The organism is Pedobacter foliorum (assembly GCF_013266735.1).
GTDB classification, from domain to species: Bacteria; Bacteroidota; Bacteroidia; order Sphingobacteriales; family Sphingobacteriaceae; genus Pedobacter; species Pedobacter foliorum.
In genome coordinates, this window is the sequence record NZ_JABSNU010000012.1 from 93,602 (window position 1) to 110,870 (window position 17,269).

17 protein-coding genes are annotated in these 17,269 nt (G+C 36.4%); 8 read left to right on the top strand and 9 right to left on the bottom strand.

Features of this window, described 5'->3' with window-relative positions:
• The first annotated feature begins 44 nt into the window (after nt 1-44).
• Nucleotides 45-587 (top strand): C40 family peptidase, encoded by a 543-nt coding sequence (locus HQN83_RS19965; protein WP_173092673.1) that lies wholly within the window; start codon nt 45-47, stop codon nt 585-587.
• Here the strand turns inward: HQN83_RS19965 and HQN83_RS19970 are convergent.
• Together HQN83_RS19970 and HQN83_RS19975 are read right to left on the bottom strand one after the other, a co-directional pair.
• Complete coding sequence (locus HQN83_RS19970) at nt 582-1,469, bottom strand: flavin reductase family protein (RefSeq protein ID WP_173092675.1); 888 nt, start codon at nt 1,467-1,469, stop codon at nt 582-584. The genes HQN83_RS19965 and HQN83_RS19970 overlap by 6 nt on opposite strands.
• A 4-nt stretch (nt 1,470-1,473) precedes the next feature.
• A complete protein-coding gene (locus tag HQN83_RS19975) occupies nt 1,474-2,472 on the bottom strand; it encodes a fumarylacetoacetate hydrolase family protein (protein ID WP_173092677.1) in 999 nt (332 codons plus the stop codon).
• Nucleotides 2,473-2,806: 334 nt separating this feature from the next.
• Here HQN83_RS19975 and HQN83_RS19980 point away from each other — a divergent pair, with 334 nt between their 5' ends.
• The 3 genes from HQN83_RS19980 to HQN83_RS19990 all read left to right on the top strand — a co-directional run bounded on the left by HQN83_RS19980 (nt 2,807) and on the right by HQN83_RS19990 (nt 6,174).
• Nucleotides 2,807-3,973: a homogentisate 1,2-dioxygenase gene (locus HQN83_RS19980; RefSeq protein WP_173092679.1), complete on the top strand. Its 1,167-nt coding sequence runs from the start codon at nt 2,807-2,809 to the stop codon at nt 3,971-3,973.
• A 35-nt stretch (nt 3,974-4,008) separates the two neighbouring features.
• Nucleotides 4,009-5,139, top strand: a complete 1,131-nt coding sequence (gene hppD, locus HQN83_RS19985; RefSeq protein ID WP_173092681.1) for a 4-hydroxyphenylpyruvate dioxygenase — start codon at nt 4,009-4,011, stop codon at nt 5,137-5,139.
• 78 nt (nt 5,140-5,217) lie between these two features.
• On the top strand, nt 5,218-6,174 hold the full coding sequence (locus tag HQN83_RS19990) for a YihY/virulence factor BrkB family protein (protein ID WP_246254555.1): 957 nt from the start codon (nt 5,218-5,220) through the stop codon (nt 6,172-6,174).
• Here the strand turns inward: HQN83_RS19990 and HQN83_RS19995 are convergent.
• On the bottom strand, nt 6,171-6,452 hold the full coding sequence (locus HQN83_RS19995; protein ID WP_173092683.1) for a hypothetical protein: 282 nt from the start codon (nt 6,450-6,452) through the stop codon (nt 6,171-6,173). The two genes, HQN83_RS19990 and HQN83_RS19995, sit on opposite strands and share 4 nt — an antisense overlap.
• Nucleotides 6,453-6,564: 112 nt before the next feature.
• Nucleotides 6,565-7,152, bottom strand: coding sequence for a porin family protein (locus HQN83_RS20000; protein WP_173092685.1), 588 nt, complete (start codon nt 7,150-7,152; stop codon nt 6,565-6,567).
• Between the two features lie 158 nt (nt 7,153-7,310).
• Between HQN83_RS20000 and HQN83_RS20005 the strand changes: the two genes are divergently transcribed.
• Complete coding sequence (locus tag HQN83_RS20005) at nt 7,311-9,083, top strand: sensor histidine kinase (protein WP_173092687.1); 1,773 nt, start codon at nt 7,311-7,313, stop codon at nt 9,081-9,083.
• Nucleotides 9,084-9,125: 42 nt separating this feature from the next.
• Here HQN83_RS20005 and HQN83_RS20010 read toward each other — a convergent pair whose 3' ends face one another.
• Nucleotides 9,126-9,425, bottom strand: a complete 300-nt coding sequence (locus HQN83_RS20010; protein WP_108203474.1) for a hypothetical protein — start codon at nt 9,423-9,425, stop codon at nt 9,126-9,128.
• Between the two features lie 182 nt (nt 9,426-9,607).
• On the opposite strand from HQN83_RS20010, the gene HQN83_RS20015 reads away from it, so the two are divergent.
• A complete protein-coding gene (locus tag HQN83_RS20015; protein WP_173092689.1) occupies nt 9,608-10,753 on the top strand; it encodes a tetratricopeptide repeat protein in 1,146 nt (381 codons plus the stop codon).
• Here the strand turns inward: HQN83_RS20015 and HQN83_RS20020 are convergent, their stop codons facing one another.
• The 3 genes from HQN83_RS20020 to HQN83_RS20030 are packed head-to-tail and all read right to left on the bottom strand — an operon-like array spanning nt 10,754 to nt 13,877.
• Complete coding sequence (locus HQN83_RS20020) at nt 10,754-11,338, bottom strand: riboflavin synthase (protein WP_173092691.1); 585 nt, start codon at nt 11,336-11,338, stop codon at nt 10,754-10,756. It abuts the gene before it with no gap.
• Between the two features lie 5 nt (nt 11,339-11,343).
• A complete protein-coding gene (gene accC, locus HQN83_RS20025; RefSeq protein ID WP_173092693.1) occupies nt 11,344-12,828 on the bottom strand; it encodes an acetyl-CoA carboxylase biotin carboxylase subunit in 1,485 nt (494 codons plus the stop codon).
• 8 nt (nt 12,829-12,836) lie between these two features.
• Nucleotides 12,837-13,877 carry a threonine aldolase family protein gene (locus HQN83_RS20030; protein ID WP_173092695.1) on the bottom strand — a complete coding sequence of 347 codons (1,041 nt, stop codon included), beginning with the start codon at nt 13,875-13,877 and terminating at the stop codon, nt 12,837-12,839.
• Between the two features lie 420 nt (nt 13,878-14,297).
• On the opposite strand from HQN83_RS20030, the gene HQN83_RS20035 reads away from it, so the two are divergent.
• The gene (locus tag HQN83_RS20035) at nt 14,298-15,155 is read left to right on the top strand and encodes an N-acetylglucosamine kinase (RefSeq protein WP_173092697.1); all 858 of its coding nucleotides are present in this window, start codon (nt 14,298-14,300) and stop codon (nt 15,153-15,155) included.
• A 66-nt stretch (nt 15,156-15,221) separates the two neighbouring features.
• Here the strand turns inward: HQN83_RS20035 and HQN83_RS20040 are convergent, their stop codons facing one another.
• Nucleotides 15,222-15,911 carry an NUDIX hydrolase gene (locus HQN83_RS20040; protein WP_173092699.1) on the bottom strand — a complete coding sequence of 230 codons (690 nt, stop codon included), beginning with the start codon at nt 15,909-15,911 and terminating at the stop codon, nt 15,222-15,224.
• A gap of 371 nt (nt 15,912-16,282) precedes the next feature.
• Between HQN83_RS20040 and pfkA the strand changes: the two genes are divergently transcribed.
• Nucleotides 16,283-17,269, top strand: a complete 987-nt coding sequence (gene pfkA / locus HQN83_RS20045) for a 6-phosphofructokinase (protein WP_173092701.1) — start codon at nt 16,283-16,285, stop codon at nt 17,267-17,269.

Sequence of the window (17,269 nt, forward strand, 5' to 3'; positions counted from 1 at the left end):
TTTTAGGGTTCAAAGATAATTTTAATATCTTTAACCCGATTGATATGAAGAAAACCATTATTCTATTCAGTGTAGTACTTTTAAGCTTTACGACAGCCAAGTCGCAAACCACCGTACCCGTTCAATTTCAAGAACTGGTATATCAGTTGAGCCAGGAAGTACCTGATAAGGATAAAAAACCAGCAGTCACTACTTCACCAAATCGTTTACTGGAATTCGCAAAATCGATGCTCGGCATCCGGTACAGAACGGCTTCGAGCAGCCCTAACAGAGGATTTGACTGCTCTGGTTTTGTGAATTATGTTTTCAGCAACTTTGGCTTTAAAGTGCCACGTTCATCAAGGGAATTTGCAACTAGTGGCGAGGCCAAGAAACTTGAAGATGCAAAAATTGGAGATGTTATTCTATTTACGGGAACAAACAGCAGATCCAGAACACCGGGACATGTTGGAATTATCTACTCTATAAACGGAGATGAAATCAAGTTTATTCATTCTTCTTCAGGGAACAAAAGAGGGGTAACAATAACTAGTCTTGATGAAGGCTTTTATAAAAAACGGTTTATAAAAGTAATCAGCATTCTATAACAACACTACTTTTAAAGCCTCATTCACATTCCCTTGCTCTAGCCAGATTTTGGCAAGCTCATGAAGTTCACGTTCTCTATTGTTGCTATCACCAATAGTTGCATCTAAAATCTCTTTAACTTCGGCACCATTTCTAATCGCATCTACTTCATCGTCTGTTGGTAAATGCTCTACATTACCCAGCTTTCCGAGGTCATTACCTGTTAACACCATTGAATTGCGAACTGCCTTTGGTAATGCATCCACTCCTATCCCAAGTGTTGTTAATGGTTTAGCCACTTTAAACAGGTTTTCTGGAGTAACCCTACAGTACCAATCACCTCCTAAACGAGCTACCAGATCAATTTTAGCCTGATCAATCTTTCCCTCTTCGTCTAAAATCTCCTCTTTAATGTGTATTAGCTTTACTTCCGCCAATATTAGGTTACCTGCCCCAGGATTTTCACCAAGGTGAATTACTTCTTTAACAATGCACTCCATTTGAACAGGAGCCTCCGCAACCCTTGGTGGCTTAACCAATTGAGAAGGGAGCATAGTAAAGCCAGCCTTTTCAAATTCATTTACCCCCTTCGGATACTCGGTGCTTGCTAAACTGGTTTGCTGCACCATAGGATAGTTTACAATATTAATTACACATTCCTTTACCTCAAGTATGTTTTCCAGCGTGTGTTTAGTGGTATTATCACGCACCCTTCTGGCCGGAGAAAACACACACAATGGTGGATTGGTGCTAAACATATTAAAGAAACTAAACGGACTTAAATTGATATTTCCCGCCTGATCGATAGTGGTAGCAAAACAAATTGGCCTTGGTGCAATTGCGTATTGCATATAGTTCTGTAATTGCGCTGGAGAGAGGTCTGAGGTATTAAGGGTCAGCATAAGGTTACTTCTTCTTCAAAGACAGGATAGAAAAATCCGTATCAACTTTTTTAATTGTATTACTTAAATGGCCAAGGCCAGTAATTTCCATTTCTACTACATCACCATCCTGCAACCACTGAGGTTTAAAGTTTGGATCATTTAGCAATCCTGTACCATTCAACTCCAGAAAACACCCGGTTCCAACAGTACCCGAACCTATTACATCCCCAGGCAAAACATCTGTACCATAGGCACAGCGCTCTATAATTTCGGCAAAAGTCCAATCCATATCAGCCATATTTCCGGCAGACACCTTCTTACCATTCACGATACAGGTCATCTGAAGATTATAAGCGTTACCTGAGTGCCCCTCTTTAGCCGAAGTTTTGTATTGACTCAACTCATCTGGAGTTACCAGCCACGGGCCTATTACAGTAGAGAAATCCTTACCCTTTGCAGGGCCAAGATTTAACAGCATCTCCTCTATTTGTAATGTCCTGGCACTCATATCATTCATGATAGTAAAGCCGGCTATATAATCATCCGCTTCCGCAGCGGTAATGTTTCTACCTTTTTTACCTATTACTACAGCAACCTCTAATTCAAAATCAAGCTTTTGGAAATGATCAGGCATACATTCAATTTCGCCTGGTCCTTGAATAGCATTGTGGTTAGTGAAATAAAAGATTGGATATTGATCAAACTCAGCAATCATATCAACCTTACGGTTCTTACGTGCAGCCGCTACATGCTGACGAAAAGCATATCCATCCCTACATGATGTTGGATGTGGCACCGGAGCCAGCAATTCAAAAAAGGCCTCCTGCTTTGGTTCAATCTCTCCTGATTTAATCTGTGCATCAACTTTTTTTGCTCTTTCCATCAAAACATCACCACCCTGCAAAAAGGCATTCATCTCATCAGGCAACTGTTTATCGCAAGAATTTAAATTGTAAATGTGTCCATTTACAAAAACACCAAGGTGTTCTCTGTCTTCTGTTTTATAGGATACCAATTTCATATGATCAGTAGTTTTATGTAGTTATTCAAATCTATAATAAAAATACACCAAAGTGGTTATAAAACAATTCCTGAAGAGAATTATAGTCTACAATTTGTTGATTAGCAGATAAAATACTTACTTTAGTCACTGCAAAAGAAAAATGATACAAAGCAATTTTACATATCAGAATCAGGTAGCCATGCAAGCATTGGCTTCATTTAGATATGCCATGCTATCCAAAATCATTTTTGCGCAATATTCCATTTAGACTTTCCCTTCTTCTGTCTTTATTTAAAACGTTTTGTACGTTTTAATCGTTATTAAATTACACTTTAACCAAATACCTACTGCTATGCCAATATATCATACCTTAGGAACTATACCTGCTAAACGCCATACTGTTTTTCGTAAACCGGATGGAAAGTTATATGCAGAAGAACTGGTCTCTACTGAAGGATTTTCTAGTCTGTATTCACTCGTTTACCATTGCCATCCCCCTACCATTGTTAAATCTTTAGGAGAGCCATATTCTGTTGAACCTAAGATTGCTCGTGAAAAACATTTACGACATACCAGCTTAATTGGCTTCAATATAAAACCTGAAGATGATTATTTACAAAGCCGAAAACCGGTATTGGTAAACAGCGACTTACACATCTCTTTGGCAGCGCCCAGAAAATCAATGACCGATTATTTTTACAAGAATAGTCAGGCTGATGAGGTCATTTTTATTCATGAAGGTAGCGGCACTTTAAAAACCGGCTTTGGTAAAATCCGCTTTGAATATGGCGATTATCTAGTGGTACCGCGCGGAACCATTTACCAAATGGAATTTGACAATGAAAAGAACCGACTATTTATAGTTGAAAGCTTTAGTCCTATCCGCACCCCAAAACGATATCGTAATGAATACGGACAGCTCATGGAACATTCTCCCTACTGTGAACGCGATATTAAACTGCCTACAGATCTGGAAACTATAGATCAATATGGCGATTTCAAAGTATTGATTAAAAAACAAGGCTTGATATATCCTTATGTTTATGGTACTCATCCGTTTGACTTTGTTGGATGGGATGGATTTCATTACCCTTGGGCATTCTCTATCCATAATTTTGAACCCATTACCGGTCGCCTACACCAACCTCCTCCGGTTCACCAAACCTTTGAAGGGCATAACTTTGTGATCTGTTCTTTTGTACCACGCAAATACGATTATCACCCACTTTCTATTCCAGCTCCTTACAACCATAGCAATGTGGATAGCGATGAGGTACTATATTATGTTGATGGAGATTTTATGAGCAGAAAAAGTGTGGTGAAAGGACAAATCACACTCCACCCCGGGGGTATCCCTCATGGCCCTCATCCTGGAACAGTTGAAAAGTCGATAGGCAAGGAAAGTACAGATGAACTTGCTGTTATGATAGATCCTTTCAGGCCGTTAATGCTTACCGAAGATGCGGTCAACATTGAGGATGAAAGTTATCATAAAAGCTGGCAAGAAAACATAGAGTAAAAACTGAAACTAACTTATTATTCAAAAAAACTAAAATGACTACACAAACATTTGCAGAGAAGATTGCTAAGGCACAAGATTTTCTGCCCATAAATGGAACTGACTACATAGAATTTTATGTAGGAAACGCCAAACAGGCTGCCCATTTTTATAAGACAGCATTTGGATTTCAATCGCTGGCATATGCGGGTCCCGAAACGGGAGTTCGTGATCGGGCATCTTATGTTTTGCAACAGGGAAAGATTAGGTTGGTATTAACCACCGGATTAAAATCAGATAGTCAGATAACGGAGCATGTAAAAAAACATGGGGATGCGGTTAAAGTATTAGCCCTGTGGGTAGATGATGCCTACAGCGCTTTTGAAGAAACTACCAAACGTGGTGCAAAACCTTACCTAGAGCCTGTTACAAAAACTGATGAGCATGGCGAAGTGCGCATGTCTGGTATTTATACTTATGGTGAAACTGTTCACATGTTTATTGAGCGTAAGAATTACAACGGTTCTTTTTTACCGGGATACCGGGATTGGAAAAGCGACTATAACCCTATTGAAACAGGCCTGCTTTACATAGACCACTGTGTTGGGAATGTTGGCTGGAACAGGATGAATGAAACTGTTAAATGGTACGAAGATGTAATGGGCTTTGTAAATATCCTCTCCTTTGACGATAAACAAATCAACACTGAATATTCAGCGCTGATGAGCAAGGTAATGAGTAATGGAAACGGTTATTCTAAATTCCCAATTAATGAACCGGCCGAGGGTAAAAAGAAATCACAGATTGAAGAATATCTGGAATTTTATGAAGGTGAAGGGGTGCAACATATTGCTGTAGCAACAAAAGATATTTTAGCTACAGTAAAAGACTTAAAGGCTCGAGGGGTTGAGTTTTTAAGTGCACCCCCGGAAGCCTATTATAGCATGATGCCGGAACGTGTTGGAGAAATTGATGAAGAAATAGCACAATTAAAAGAACTTGGAATTCTGGTAGATTGCGACGAAGAGGGATATTTGCTGCAAATATTTACAAAACCTGTAGAAGATAGACCTACCCTATTCTTTGAAATTATACAACGCAAGGGAGCTCAATCCTTTGGTGCCGGGAATTTTAAAGCACTATTCGAATCTTTGGAGCGTGAACAGGAATTAAGAGGAAATTTATAACTTTTAATAGATTAACCTAGAAGAAGGGCATTTAAAAAAATGCCCTTTTTTAATGTACTTCCTTTTCATTTAAAAAAAATGGCTATTTTCGGGCTTCAAGGCTATAATGTGGAAATGGAAATCAATAGAGTTAACAGGATAGTGCTGTTTTTTACACATTTTAAAGCAGCTTTTATATTATTTCAAAAAAACGACCCCTTACGTTTAGCTGGAGCTACAGCCTTTTTCGCAAATTTTGCATTACCCCCTATTTTGATAATACTAATAAGATTGTTTGGTTATTTTATCGACAGAAAAATCCTTGCATCCAGAATGTTTGAGCGCTTAGCAAATATTTTAGATGACTCAAGTACCGGACAAATAAGACAAACACTAAGAAACATCAGAGGAATTGATCATGAATGGTATGCTACCTTATTAAGCTTTATCTTTTTCTTATTTGTTGCAACCACACTCTTCACGGTAATTAAGAATTCTATGGATCAGATTTGGTCTATAGCAAATAAGGAACATGCCGGTTTTATGTTTAAAATGAGACTAAGAGCTCGCTCAATGGTCATCATTTTATTAGCCGGACTTTTATTTACAATGGGTTTTATTACCGATAGTATTCAGGCATTTATTGGTTCTTACATAAATACTGCCGCTCCTACTTTCGGTAAAGTATTCCTATCCATATTAAATCAGCTTCTATTTATTGCTATCGTAATGATCTGGTTTACTGTATTATTTAGATTTCTAACTAATGGCAGACCAACCTGGAAGGCCGCACTAAAAGGCGGACTACTAACAGCAGTATTATTCACCATAGGAAAATACATTTTAAGAATTATGCTTCCTTTAAGTGGAATCGGAAATATTTATGGTACTTCCGGCTCAATTGTTTTGATCATGCTCTTTGTGTTCTACTCCTCTTTCATATTCTATTTTGGAGCTTGTTACATTAAGGTATTGAGTGACTCCAAAGAAACCCCTATACGCCCAATAAAAGGGGCATTCCAGTATGAAATAAAAGAAGTATTAAAGAATGCTTAGCATACCTGAGGCTTGGAGATCTGCTCGAACCCATGCATTTCAAATACCGCCAGTTTACTTAATAAATTGTAATGTAGTGTACCGAAAAAGTTAATAATTCCATCTTTGTTTTTACCCTCGATACAGATAGTCTCTTTTACAATTTCCTGGTGTTCTAATTTCTGATCAGTTAGAAGGACATCTTCATCCTGAATTTTCACATCATCAGCTTCAATTGAGAACTGATTTAGCAGCTTAGAAAAGCTTTGGCCGTTTAGCAATAGTTCTTTGATATTCATGATCAATTTGAATTAAGTTAGGGAGGAAAGCAACATCAATTTTAAAGCCAAAAAAAAGGGTAAAACAACTAATGTTTACCCTTTTACAATAAATGTTAATAACTTATTATTTCTAGAATAACCTGTAGGCCAGCCCTAACGTAAATAAGCTAAGTTTTGCATCATTGTAGCCGTCTTTACCAATTTTAGAAAGTCCGGTTTCATATCTTAAATCAAGACCTAAATTTCCGATGTCTAAACCTGCGCCAAATTGCCATGCGAAATTTTGTCCTTTAAAGTTCCCCTTAAATACATCACCAGCGGCTTGTCCGAACGACTGTTCATCATCCAGGATAAAAGAAACCACAGGTCCGGTGTTTAACCTGATGCCAACACCAGCAGCACCTATTTTTGTACCTACCAAAACCGGTACATCAAGGCTGGTAAATTTCACTTTATTTTCATCACCATTGCTAGCTTTTAATGTTGTGTTTTTTCCAGTTAAGTAAAGCTCTGGTTGTAAATGGATACCTGCGGCACCAATACGAGCCCATAAACCTGCGTAATAGCCTGCCCTGTTGTCGCTGCTAAAAGTGTTGTCGGTACTTAGTTTAGAAAGATTGGTTCCTGCTTTTAGTCCCAATTGGAAACTAGGCAATACCTGGCTAAATGCCACCAGATTGAAACACACAAATAATGCAGACAAGATTAATTTTTTCATATTAGAATGATTAGGATTATATTAATTAACTAATAACTACGTAAAATTAAGAATATTTTTAATTTGTAACTAAATTACGTAGTTTTATCTTAAAAAGACTAATATCTAAATCGGTATTAGAACTGTACTCCCTCATTGTTATTACCATACCAGTTTAAATGGATTTTACGTTTAATTTATACGCGATTGTTCTAATTTTCTTTGGTGCTCTAGCACTCTTGCTTTCCTATTATATTTATAAAAAGGAAGGAGGAGCCGTTAGGATTTTTGGCCTGCTTATGCTCTCCAGTGCCATATGGTCATTAGGCTATGGTTTTGAATTAGCTAGCCCAATACTAGAGCAGGCAAAATTCTTTGTAAACATTGAATATCTAGGTATCTCTACCATTCCTTTAAACTGGCTTCTCTTCTGTTTAAAACTATCTGGAAAGGAAAGGTGGTATAAGCAAAAAATCAATATTTCAATACAAGTAGCAATAGCTATTATTGTTACGTTAGTGGTCTGGACCAATGATCTCCATCACCTTCATTTTAAAGGCTTCCATATGGACACCACGGGAGAATTTCCAATGTTTGCCCTTGAAATGGGGCCATTCTACTGGATATTCACAATATACTTCTATGTGCTACTAGGAATAGGGAGTTACTTATTGATCACTACCTTTCGCAAATCAGACCCAATTTACAAGAAACAAAACTACAGCATAATTATAGCTGCCTTTATACCATGGGTAGCAAACCTCGCTTATTTTTTCGGCTTTAGGCCGTTTGGTGATTTAGACATTACACCCTTTTCTTTTATAATCACGGTATTCTTAATCTCAATTTCTATTTATCGTTTCAAGTTATTTGATATTTTACCCGTTGCCAGAGAGAAAGCGCTAGAACTAATGCAAGATGGTTTCGCTATTCTAGATAGTAAAAATAGGATAATTGATTATAACTCTGCTTTCAGAAAGTACTTGTTAGATTTTAAAGAAAACAAGATAATGGGGGCGCAAATCGAGCTGCTTTTCCCTGATCAGCAAAAACTGCTTGTATTGATAAATGAGCGTCAGTCGGGAAAAATTGAGTTGAAAGTTCAAAACTCTGCAGGATCATTTGATTTGGAGGCTGAGATTAAAACGCTGAACCAAAATCACTTAAAATTAAATAGTGAAGCCGTTATTATAAAACTACAAGATCTAACAGCACTTAGAGAAGAAGCTTTAAAATCTAAAGCTCAAACGGAGGAACTTCAACAATTAAATCAGCTTAAAGACAGGATATTTTCGATAATAGCTCATGATTTAAGAGGGCCTCTAATTAACCTTTCGGAAATAATAAAAATGACCTCAGATGATATGATTACCATTGAGGAATTTAAAGTACTTGCCCCTACGCTTAGCAGAGATATTTCTTATACAACCGACCTTTTAGATAATATTTTGCATTGGTCCAGAAGTCAATTAAAAGGCTACGGAATTAACAAAGTTTTTTTTGACCTCAAAAGTATGCTTGTTAATGAAATCAACTATCATTTACCGGTAGCCAAAGCAAAAAACGTTCAAATTATACAGGATGTATTTCCTGGTGAAATGGTCTATGCAGATAGGTTAATGATCCAGATTGTGGTTAGAAACATCTTAAATAATGCCATTAAATTTTGTAATGAAAATTGCAAAATACACATTACCGCAGTATATAAAACAGATGGTTTTATTGAACTCTGCATAGAAGACAATGGCATTGGAATGTCGGAAAGTGTACTCAAAAAAATGTTTAATGGTGAAGGTGCATCAACACGTGGTACAATGAATGAGAAAGGTACCGGCCTGGGTTTAGTAATATGTAAAGAATTTATTGAAAAAAATGATGGAAAATTAATCGTAAAAAGTGAAATAGGTAAAGGCTCTAGCTTTTACATTTATTTACCGGTTGATGTGAAATAGAAATACCTCAAAATTGGAGGCATTTCTATTTAAACTACACCTTTATTTCCCTGATACAGCATTTATAGCTTGCTGTTCTTTCAATGCGTCAACATTGTTTTTATCACCAAAGTTTTGGGTTTTGTCGGCAAAATAATCTAGTATACCAACAATAGTATCCAAGTTATCAGAAACCCTTTGGTGCATATCAGTTAGATCTTTATCTAATCTTTTGTCTCCGAGCTCAATGTTATCAACTTCAATTTTCCCTATCTTCTGAATAATTGCCTGTTGAGAGTGTTGTAAGTCTTCTAATTCTCTTACGATTTTCTGCATCAATTCAAACTTCTTTAAAGTATCCATATTCGTATTTTAATTAAGATTAACATTCAATTTATATTATAATTCAACCAATTACCCTGCCAATATGTTTTGTTTTTTTATAACAGAGTCGCGAATGTGTCGCTATGTAACCAATAATTTAGATGTTAAATTTGCATTCCTAACAAATAACTAATACTTTAGTTGTTCAAAACATAACTAGTATGAAAAGAGCACTTCTTCTATTTTTTGCAGTCGTTTCCTGTCAGATCACTTATGCACAAGACAAACCTGTCCTTGATAAAGAAAAACTACTGGAATATTATCAAACGCAAAAATATACTGATGCTGCACAGTACTTACAAAGTGTTTTTACCGAAGACACTCAGGATGAGAAAGAAATATCTCAGCTTGCTTATGCCAATATGATGGCTGGCAAACTACCTGAGGCAGAAAAAAACTATTTAAAGTTGCTGGAGAAACAACCTCAAAGTTTACCTGTATTGTTTAGTCTTGCAAACATAAACCTTAGAAGAGGTCAGGATGAAAAAGCCAAAAACTATTACATGGATATCCTGAAGATAGACAGCACTAACTTTACAGTATACAAGCAGCTGGCTAGCTTAAACAAAGGAGAAATGAACATTGCTAAAGTAGTTTACCTCGAAAAAGCCAATGCAATAAACCCTACTGACGCCGACGTGGTATTTGATCTATGTGAAATATATTTCAAATCGAACTTTTTTGATAAAGCAAGCAATATACTTGAGCCGGCTTTAAGTGCAGACAGCACGAATCTTCAATTGTTAAAAATGAAAATGCCAATCAGCATGGCAAAAAAGAAATATGATGAGTCTATCCAAACAGGACAAAAAATATTGAGTTATGGAGACAGCTCAACCTTTGTACTTAACAACCTTGGTAAATCTTACTTCTTTCTTTTAGACTATAAAAATGCTTTAAAGAGCTTTTTGGCAATAGAAAGTAAATCGATGGACAGTGAAACCTTGTATTACAGTATTGGACTTAGCTACAGAGGATTAAAAGACTACAAAAGCGCAATACCTTATTTGGAAAAAGCCATACAAGAAGGTATATCTACAAAAATAGCTAGCTATTATGGCTTGCTTGGTGATTCCTTTGAAAATGTAAATAAGAATACCGAGGCAAATGCATCCTATAAAAAAGGCCTCCAATTTGAAAATAATGGAAGCCTCTTGTATAATATTGCTTTAGTTTATGAAACCAAGCTTAGTGATAAGAAAAGTGCAATAGACTATTACGAGCAGTATTTAAAGACAATTAATGACAAAGAACAACCTAAACTAATTGGCTTTATCAAAAATAAGATTACTGAATTAAAAAGGTAACTACCTGTTTACCAATCTTGCAACATACTTACCAATAATATCAAACTCAAGGTTAACAGTATCACCTACGTTAACCTCATGTAAATTAGTATGTTCAAACGTGTAAGGTATAATGAATACCGAGAACTCGTCAATTTCTGAATTTACTACAGTTAAACTGATTCCATTAACAGATACAGAACCCTTTTCTACTGTAACATTGCCATTCTGAGAGTCATATTTAAAACGGTACTCCCAACTTCCATCTAACTCAGTCCGTTTAATACATACGGCTGTTTGATCTACATGGCCTTGAACAATATGTCCGTCCAATCTTCCATTCATTAGCATGCAACGTTCCAAATTCACCTTGTTCCCTACCTTTAACTCATCAAGATTACTTTTCTGAAGAGTTTCTTCAATTGCGGTAACAGTATGCGTATCTTCAGACAAGGCAACAACAGTTAAACACACTCCATTATGCGAAACACTTTGATCTATTTTTAGCTCGTTGCTTAAATTCGATTTCACAATATAATGTCGGTTTGTTCCCTCTGATACTATATCTGTTACCTCTCCAAGTGTTTCTATTATTCCTGTAAACATATTTATTAATTAAACTTAACTCTGTTTTTTCTCCAATTACTTATTGCAGTAGTCTGATCTTGCGACTGCATTACTTTTGGCTTTTTCAATGAAAGTACGGCAATTAATGCTGCCATAAGCGCTTCATCTTCGTCCTCATGCTTCAAACTATCGGCATTAAAATATTTACTTACAAAATGAGTATCAAACTTACCCTCCTTAAAAGCATTATGCTGCATTACAAATTTCCCAAAAGCAAGTGTAGTTTTTATACCTGTAATGTCATATTCATCGATAGCTCTAATCATCCGTTCTATGGCCTCTTCCCTATCCTTGCCATAGGTAATTAATTTAGCAATCATCGGATCATAGTAAATTGGAATTTCCATGCCTTGCTTAAAACCGTCATCTACACGTACTCCATTGCCTTTTGGCGTACTATAAGTTTGCAATACCCCAATGTCGGGCAAGAAATTATTTTGCGGATCTTCGGCATAAACCCTCAGCTCCAATGCGTGTCCGTTAATCTTTAAGTCTTCTTGTTTATAGGAAAGCTTTTCCCCTCTGGCAATCTTAATCTGCTCTTTTACAAGATCTAACCCTGTTATCATTTCGGTTACAGGGTGCTCCACCTGAAGCCTGGTATTCATTTCAAGGAAGAAGAAATCAAGGTTTTCATCCAAAATAAACTCCACCGTTCCCGCGCCTACATAATTTACAGATCGGGCTACATCTACAGCACAGGCTCCCATCTTATCTCTTATTTCTTGAGTTAAAATACTGGATGGCGCTTCTTCAATTACTTTCTGATGTCGCCTTTGAATAGAGCATTCACGCTCAAAAAAATGAACAATATTACCATGAGTATCGCCAAGAACCTGAATTTCTATATGTCGAGGAGACGAAACATACCGCTCAATAAATACAGATCCATCGCCGAATGCAGAGGTTGCTTCACTTACTGCCAATTGCATTTGCTCTTCAAAGTCAGCGGCCTGTTCTACTACTCTCATACCTTTACCGCCACCACCGGCGGCAGCCTTAATTAAAATAGGGAAACCAACTTCAACCGCTCTTCTCTTAGCTTCTTCAACATCGGTAATGGCTTCTTCAGTTCCGGGAACCATAGGGATATTATATTTCAAAGCAGCGGCTTTGGCCGACAACTTATTCCCCATAATTTCCATAGCCTCAGGAGTTGGCCCAATCAGTGTTAATCCCGACTCTTTAACCAACCTCGCAAAGCCGGCATTCTCAGATAAGAACCCATAACCCGGATGTATTGCTTCTGCACCGGTAACTTTACAAGCATCAATAATTTTTTGTCCTACTAAATAAGATTGATTAGATGGAGCCGGGCCAATACAAATTGCCTCATCAGCATAAAGTACATGCAATGCTTCTCTATCAGCTTCAGAATATACAGCAACTGTTTTTATTCCCATTTCACGAGCCGAACGCATAATGCGCAAAGCGATTTCACCCCTATTGGCTACAAGAATTTTATTCATTAGTAAAGTTATTTATGGGCTGTTGGATGCAAATGTATTATGTTTTCGATAGCCATGTCAATCATTTCCGAAGAAACATCTAAATGAGTAACCATTCTGATTGTATTCGGGCCCGTGGTATTACAAGCAATACCTTTTTCAGCCAAATGATGAACAATATCATTGGCTCTAAAGCCTGCTGCAACATCAAATAAAACAATATTTGTTTGAACCGGCATTACAGAAGATACGTAATTAACCTGCCCTAAAGCCTCTGCCAATGCTGCAGCATGCCGATGGTCGGCTGCTAATCGAGCTATATGATGATCTAATGCATAAATCCCTGCTGCTGCTAAAAAGCCTGCCTGTCTCATTCCGCCGCCAAATGCCTTACGAATTTTCCTAGCTTTATTAATCGTCTCTTTTGAACCAAGTAGTACAGAGCCTACCGGTGCTCCAAGCCCTTTTGATAAACAAATGGATATTCCATCAAAGTATTTACCATAATCTTTTGCATGATCACCTGTAGCAACCAAAGCATTAAATATTCTGGCACCATCCAGGTGAAGCTTTAATCCTTTAATGTTACATAAAGTATGAATTGGTTCAATCTGATCCAATGTATAAGCTATTCCTCCACCCTTATTTACCGTATTCTCTAAAACTACCAAAGTTGAATTCGGATAATGAATGTTGTCTTCATTAATTTCAGGCTCTATCAGCTCCGGGGTCAATATCCCTCGTTCGCCATATAAAAGTCGTACTGAAGCCATAGAGTGATAAGCAATACCACCACCCTCATAACGATAAACATGAGATGTCTGATCGCAAATCACCTCATCCATTGGTTGTGTAAAGCACTTAATCGCGATCTGATTGGTCATTGTACCAGAAGGGCAAAATAGGCCGGCCTCCATATTAAACATAACTGCCAGCTTACTCTCCAGCTCATTAACCGTTTCATCTTCACCAAAAACATCATCCCCTACTCTTGCACTCATCATTGCAGATCTCATTTCGGGTGTAGGCTTTGTTACTGTATCACTTCTAAAATCGACTTTTATTGCCATATTAATTTTTACTGAATACAAAATTTACATTTAGTTCTTAATGGAATTAAGAACGATAATATTACAAAATACTATATAAAACAGTGCTTTTAGTAAAAAAAAGAATTATCTCCATCTTTAAATGTTTAAATTGTATGTTTTTCATCAAAAAACCAGTATAATAGCGATTGCAATCTTGGTTGATAAAAGGAGAAAATTTTATAATTTGGATTTTAAAATAACAAGTGTATTTTAGCCTTAGTGTTTATTTAACAATATGGTAATCTAAAAATCACGAGCAAAATTAGAAAAAACACTGTTTTTAAGTACTTAAAGGCAGAAAATTAAAAACTAACCGAAACTAGAAAATTAAATTTATGAAAAAAAACCATACAAAAGTTGTAGGATTATTTACTTTTATCCCGAAAAAATCAAATTAAGATGATAGTTATTGCAGATGGTGGTTCAACTAAAACCAATTGGTGTTTAATTAATGAGGCTGGTAGAAAAATTCATTTTAATACAGAGGGCTATAACCCGTACTTTTCGAGCACAGAGTACATAGTAGAGTCATTAAGAAAAACACTACCTGATCACTTGGAAACTGACAAGTTGAAAGAGGTAAATTATTATGGAGCGGGCTGTTCAACAGACGCCAAACGTAAAATTGTTGCTGATGCAATGAAACAGGTATTTCCAAATGCCGAGATCAACATTGGTCACGATTTATTAGCTTCATGCAGAGCTTTATTAGGTGATGAACCTGGTTTCGCTGCAATTTTAGGAACAGGAACAAACTCTTGTTTATATGATGGAAAAGACATCACTTTAAACATCGATTCACTAGGATATTTCTTAGGTGATGAAGGAAGTGGTTGTTTCATCGGAAAAAGAATTCTTTCAGATTACATGAAAGGTTATATGCCAAAAGGACTTAGAGAAAGTTTCTATGATAACTTTGCATTAACCAACGAAGATATTTTTGATCATATCTATAACAAACCATTGCCTAACCGCTTCTGCGCTGGCTTTAGTAAGTTTTTATATGACTTCAAAGACAATTATGAGGACTATACTTTCTCAACTGTTGAGTATGCATTTACTGCATTCTTTGAAAACCTTGTAATTCACTATCCTAACTACAAAGAACACACATTAAACTGTGTAGGTTCTGTAGGTTATAGCTTTAGAGATATATTAAGTATTGTTGCAGATAGATATGAAATGGGTGTTGGTAAAATTATCCGCTCACCAATAGATGATCTTGTTGATTACCATTTACAGGTAGCTAACAAATAACAATCATAAATAAGCACATAAAAAAAGCTCCTAAATATTTAGGAGCTTTTTTTATGTGCTTAGTGTTTAAAAGGAGATTTCCTTTTCAAACAATTTCGCATATTTTCTCTTATCAAACTTATACAATGTGGCAGCTCTGAAAGATACCCCCTGTTGTTTTTCCTGAAGATCTCTCAATACTCCAAAACTCAACATCTTCTTTCTAAAGTTCCTTTTATCCAGCTTCTTGTTTAAGATAATTTCATACACATTTTGCAACTGGGTTAGTGTAAACTTCTCTGGTAAAAGTTCAAATGCTATAGGCTGATGTTTAATACGACGTTTGATCTTTTCAAGACCTTTATCAAAAATCTGCTGATGGTCAAATGCCAGTCTTGGCAAATCCTTTACATTAATCCAATGTGCCTGTTTAGCATATGTACTAATCGGTTTTACTGCTTTATCACCACCTAAACGCAGTAATGCATAATAGGCTATACTCACTACCCTTCCCTGTGGATGTCGGTTAACATCACCGAAGGTGTAGTATTGTTCCATATAAATATTACTTAGTCCGGTGAGTTCGTTCAAAATTCTGGAGGCCGATTGATCTAAACTCTCAACTTCTCCAACAATATTACCCGGCAAGGCCCACCAGTCTTTAAATGGCTCTTCATTTCTTTCGATCAGAAGAATCTTCAACTCTCCCTCATCGAATCCGAATACAACACAGTCGATGGAAAAAGTGGAATCAAACTTTGGTAAGATTTCTTTCAAAATATTAAATATTAATTACGCTAATTATTCGTTATACTATACCTCTAAATATAATTAAAGGCGGTTTCATTTTTTTCATAAAGATAGGTAAGAATCCCAATTTAGCAACATATGTGCGTTTAGCCTCCAATTTATTTTCAAACAAGCCACTTTCCTAATAAAACGTTTAAGTAAAACAATAAATATGCTTCTATTTTACTTTTTTTCCATTCCTTTGAAAGTGGGTACAAACTGCATGTTTATAGTTCTGTTTCAATATATTAAATTTTTAAATATTAAAGCAAATAAATATACTTGTCCCCAAATTACACAGAAAAATAAAAAATAATTACTTAGTGTAAAAAATACACCCTATATTCGTATAATAAATCATGAGACCAAATATCAAAAATATCGCTGTATTGACATCTGGAGGAGATGCTCCGGGAATGAACGCTTGTATTAGAGCTGTAGTAAGAACCGGAATATACAATGGTATAAATATGTTTGGAGTTTTGCAGGGATACCAGGGGTTAATAAATAACAATATTAATCCGATGGATGCAAGATCCGTAAGTAACATTATCCACCTCGGAGGAACGATATTAAAAACAGCACGTTGTCTGGAATTCAAAACTGAAGAAGGACTTGACATAGCTTTTGCAAATTTAAAAGCAAGAGACATAGATGGATTAATTGTAATCGGAGGAGACGGAACCTTTACAGGAGCTCAACGGTTTGCAAAAAAACATGGCGTAAAAGTTATAGGTATTCCTGGAACTATTGATAACGATTTATCAGGATCAGATTTCACTTTAGGATATGATACCGCGATAAACACAGTTATTGAAGCCATTGACAAGATCAGAGATACAGCCGACTCACACGACAGGTTGTTCTTTATCGAAGTAATGGGTAGAGATTCAGGATGTATCGCTTTAAGAAGTGCGATTGCCAGTGGAGCGGAAGCTGTTTTGTTGCCAGAAAGAGAAACCAGTGTTGATGAATTGGTAGCGCAACTGGAATCAGGTGCATCTACTAAAAAATCTTCGAGCATAGTTATTGTTTCTGAAGGACATAAAGATGGTGGAGCATATGACATCGCCAAAAAAGTTAAGGAAAGGTTTAACCACTATGATACAAAAGTAACTATCTTAGGCCACCTTCAACGCGGAGGCAGTCCGAGTAGTTTTGACAGGATACTTGGAAGTAGGTTAGGCTTTGCAGCAGTAAATGAAATTCTGAAAGGAAGTACCATGCAAATGGTTGGTTTACGCGGTAACGAGATACATACAACCTCAATTGAAGATGCGCTTACAAAGCACAGCTTTAAATTGGAGAATGATTTATTGGAAATGACTAAAGTCTTATCAATATAA

What these genes read in the sequence shown, in the direction of transcription:
- accC (WP_173092693.1), bottom strand. Translation starts at nt 12,828, where the DNA reads ATGAATAAAATTCTTGTAGCCAATAGGGGTGAAATCGCTTTGCGCATT.
- HQN83_RS19970 (WP_173092675.1), bottom strand. Translation starts at nt 1,469, where the DNA reads ATGCTGACCCTTAATACCTCAGACCTCTCTCCAGCGCAATTACAGAAC.
- hppD (WP_173092681.1), top strand. Translation starts at nt 4,009, where the DNA reads ATGACTACACAAACATTTGCAGAGAAGATTGCTAAGGCACAAGATTTT.
- HQN83_RS19990 (WP_246254555.1), top strand. Translation starts at nt 5,218, where the DNA reads ATGGCTATTTTCGGGCTTCAAGGCTATAATGTGGAAATGGAAATCAAT.
- HQN83_RS19980 (WP_173092679.1), top strand. Translation starts at nt 2,807, where the DNA reads ATGCCAATATATCATACCTTAGGAACTATACCTGCTAAACGCCATACT.
- HQN83_RS20020 (WP_173092691.1), bottom strand. Translation starts at nt 11,338, where the DNA reads ATGTTTACAGGAATAATAGAAACACTTGGAGAGGTAACAGATATAGTA.
- HQN83_RS20010 (WP_108203474.1), bottom strand. Translation starts at nt 9,425, where the DNA reads ATGGATACTTTAAAGAAGTTTGAATTGATGCAGAAAATCGTAAGAGAA.
- HQN83_RS20005 (WP_173092687.1), top strand. Translation starts at nt 7,311, where the DNA reads ATGGATTTTACGTTTAATTTATACGCGATTGTTCTAATTTTCTTTGGT.
- HQN83_RS20035 (WP_173092697.1), top strand. Translation starts at nt 14,298, where the DNA reads ATGATAGTTATTGCAGATGGTGGTTCAACTAAAACCAATTGGTGTTTA.
- HQN83_RS19975 (WP_173092677.1), bottom strand. Translation starts at nt 2,472, where the DNA reads ATGAAATTGGTATCCTATAAAACAGAAGACAGAGAACACCTTGGTGTT.
- HQN83_RS20030 (WP_173092695.1), bottom strand. Translation starts at nt 13,877, where the DNA reads ATGGCAATAAAAGTCGATTTTAGAAGTGATACAGTAACAAAGCCTACA.
- HQN83_RS19965 (WP_173092673.1), top strand. Translation starts at nt 45, where the DNA reads ATGAAGAAAACCATTATTCTATTCAGTGTAGTACTTTTAAGCTTTACG.
- HQN83_RS19995 (WP_173092683.1), bottom strand. Translation starts at nt 6,452, where the DNA reads ATGAATATCAAAGAACTATTGCTAAACGGCCAAAGCTTTTCTAAGCTG.
- HQN83_RS20000 (WP_173092685.1), bottom strand. Translation starts at nt 7,152, where the DNA reads ATGAAAAAATTAATCTTGTCTGCATTATTTGTGTGTTTCAATCTGGTG.
- pfkA (WP_173092701.1), top strand. Translation starts at nt 16,283, where the DNA reads ATGAGACCAAATATCAAAAATATCGCTGTATTGACATCTGGAGGAGAT.
- HQN83_RS20015 (WP_173092689.1), top strand. Translation starts at nt 9,608, where the DNA reads ATGAAAAGAGCACTTCTTCTATTTTTTGCAGTCGTTTCCTGTCAGATC.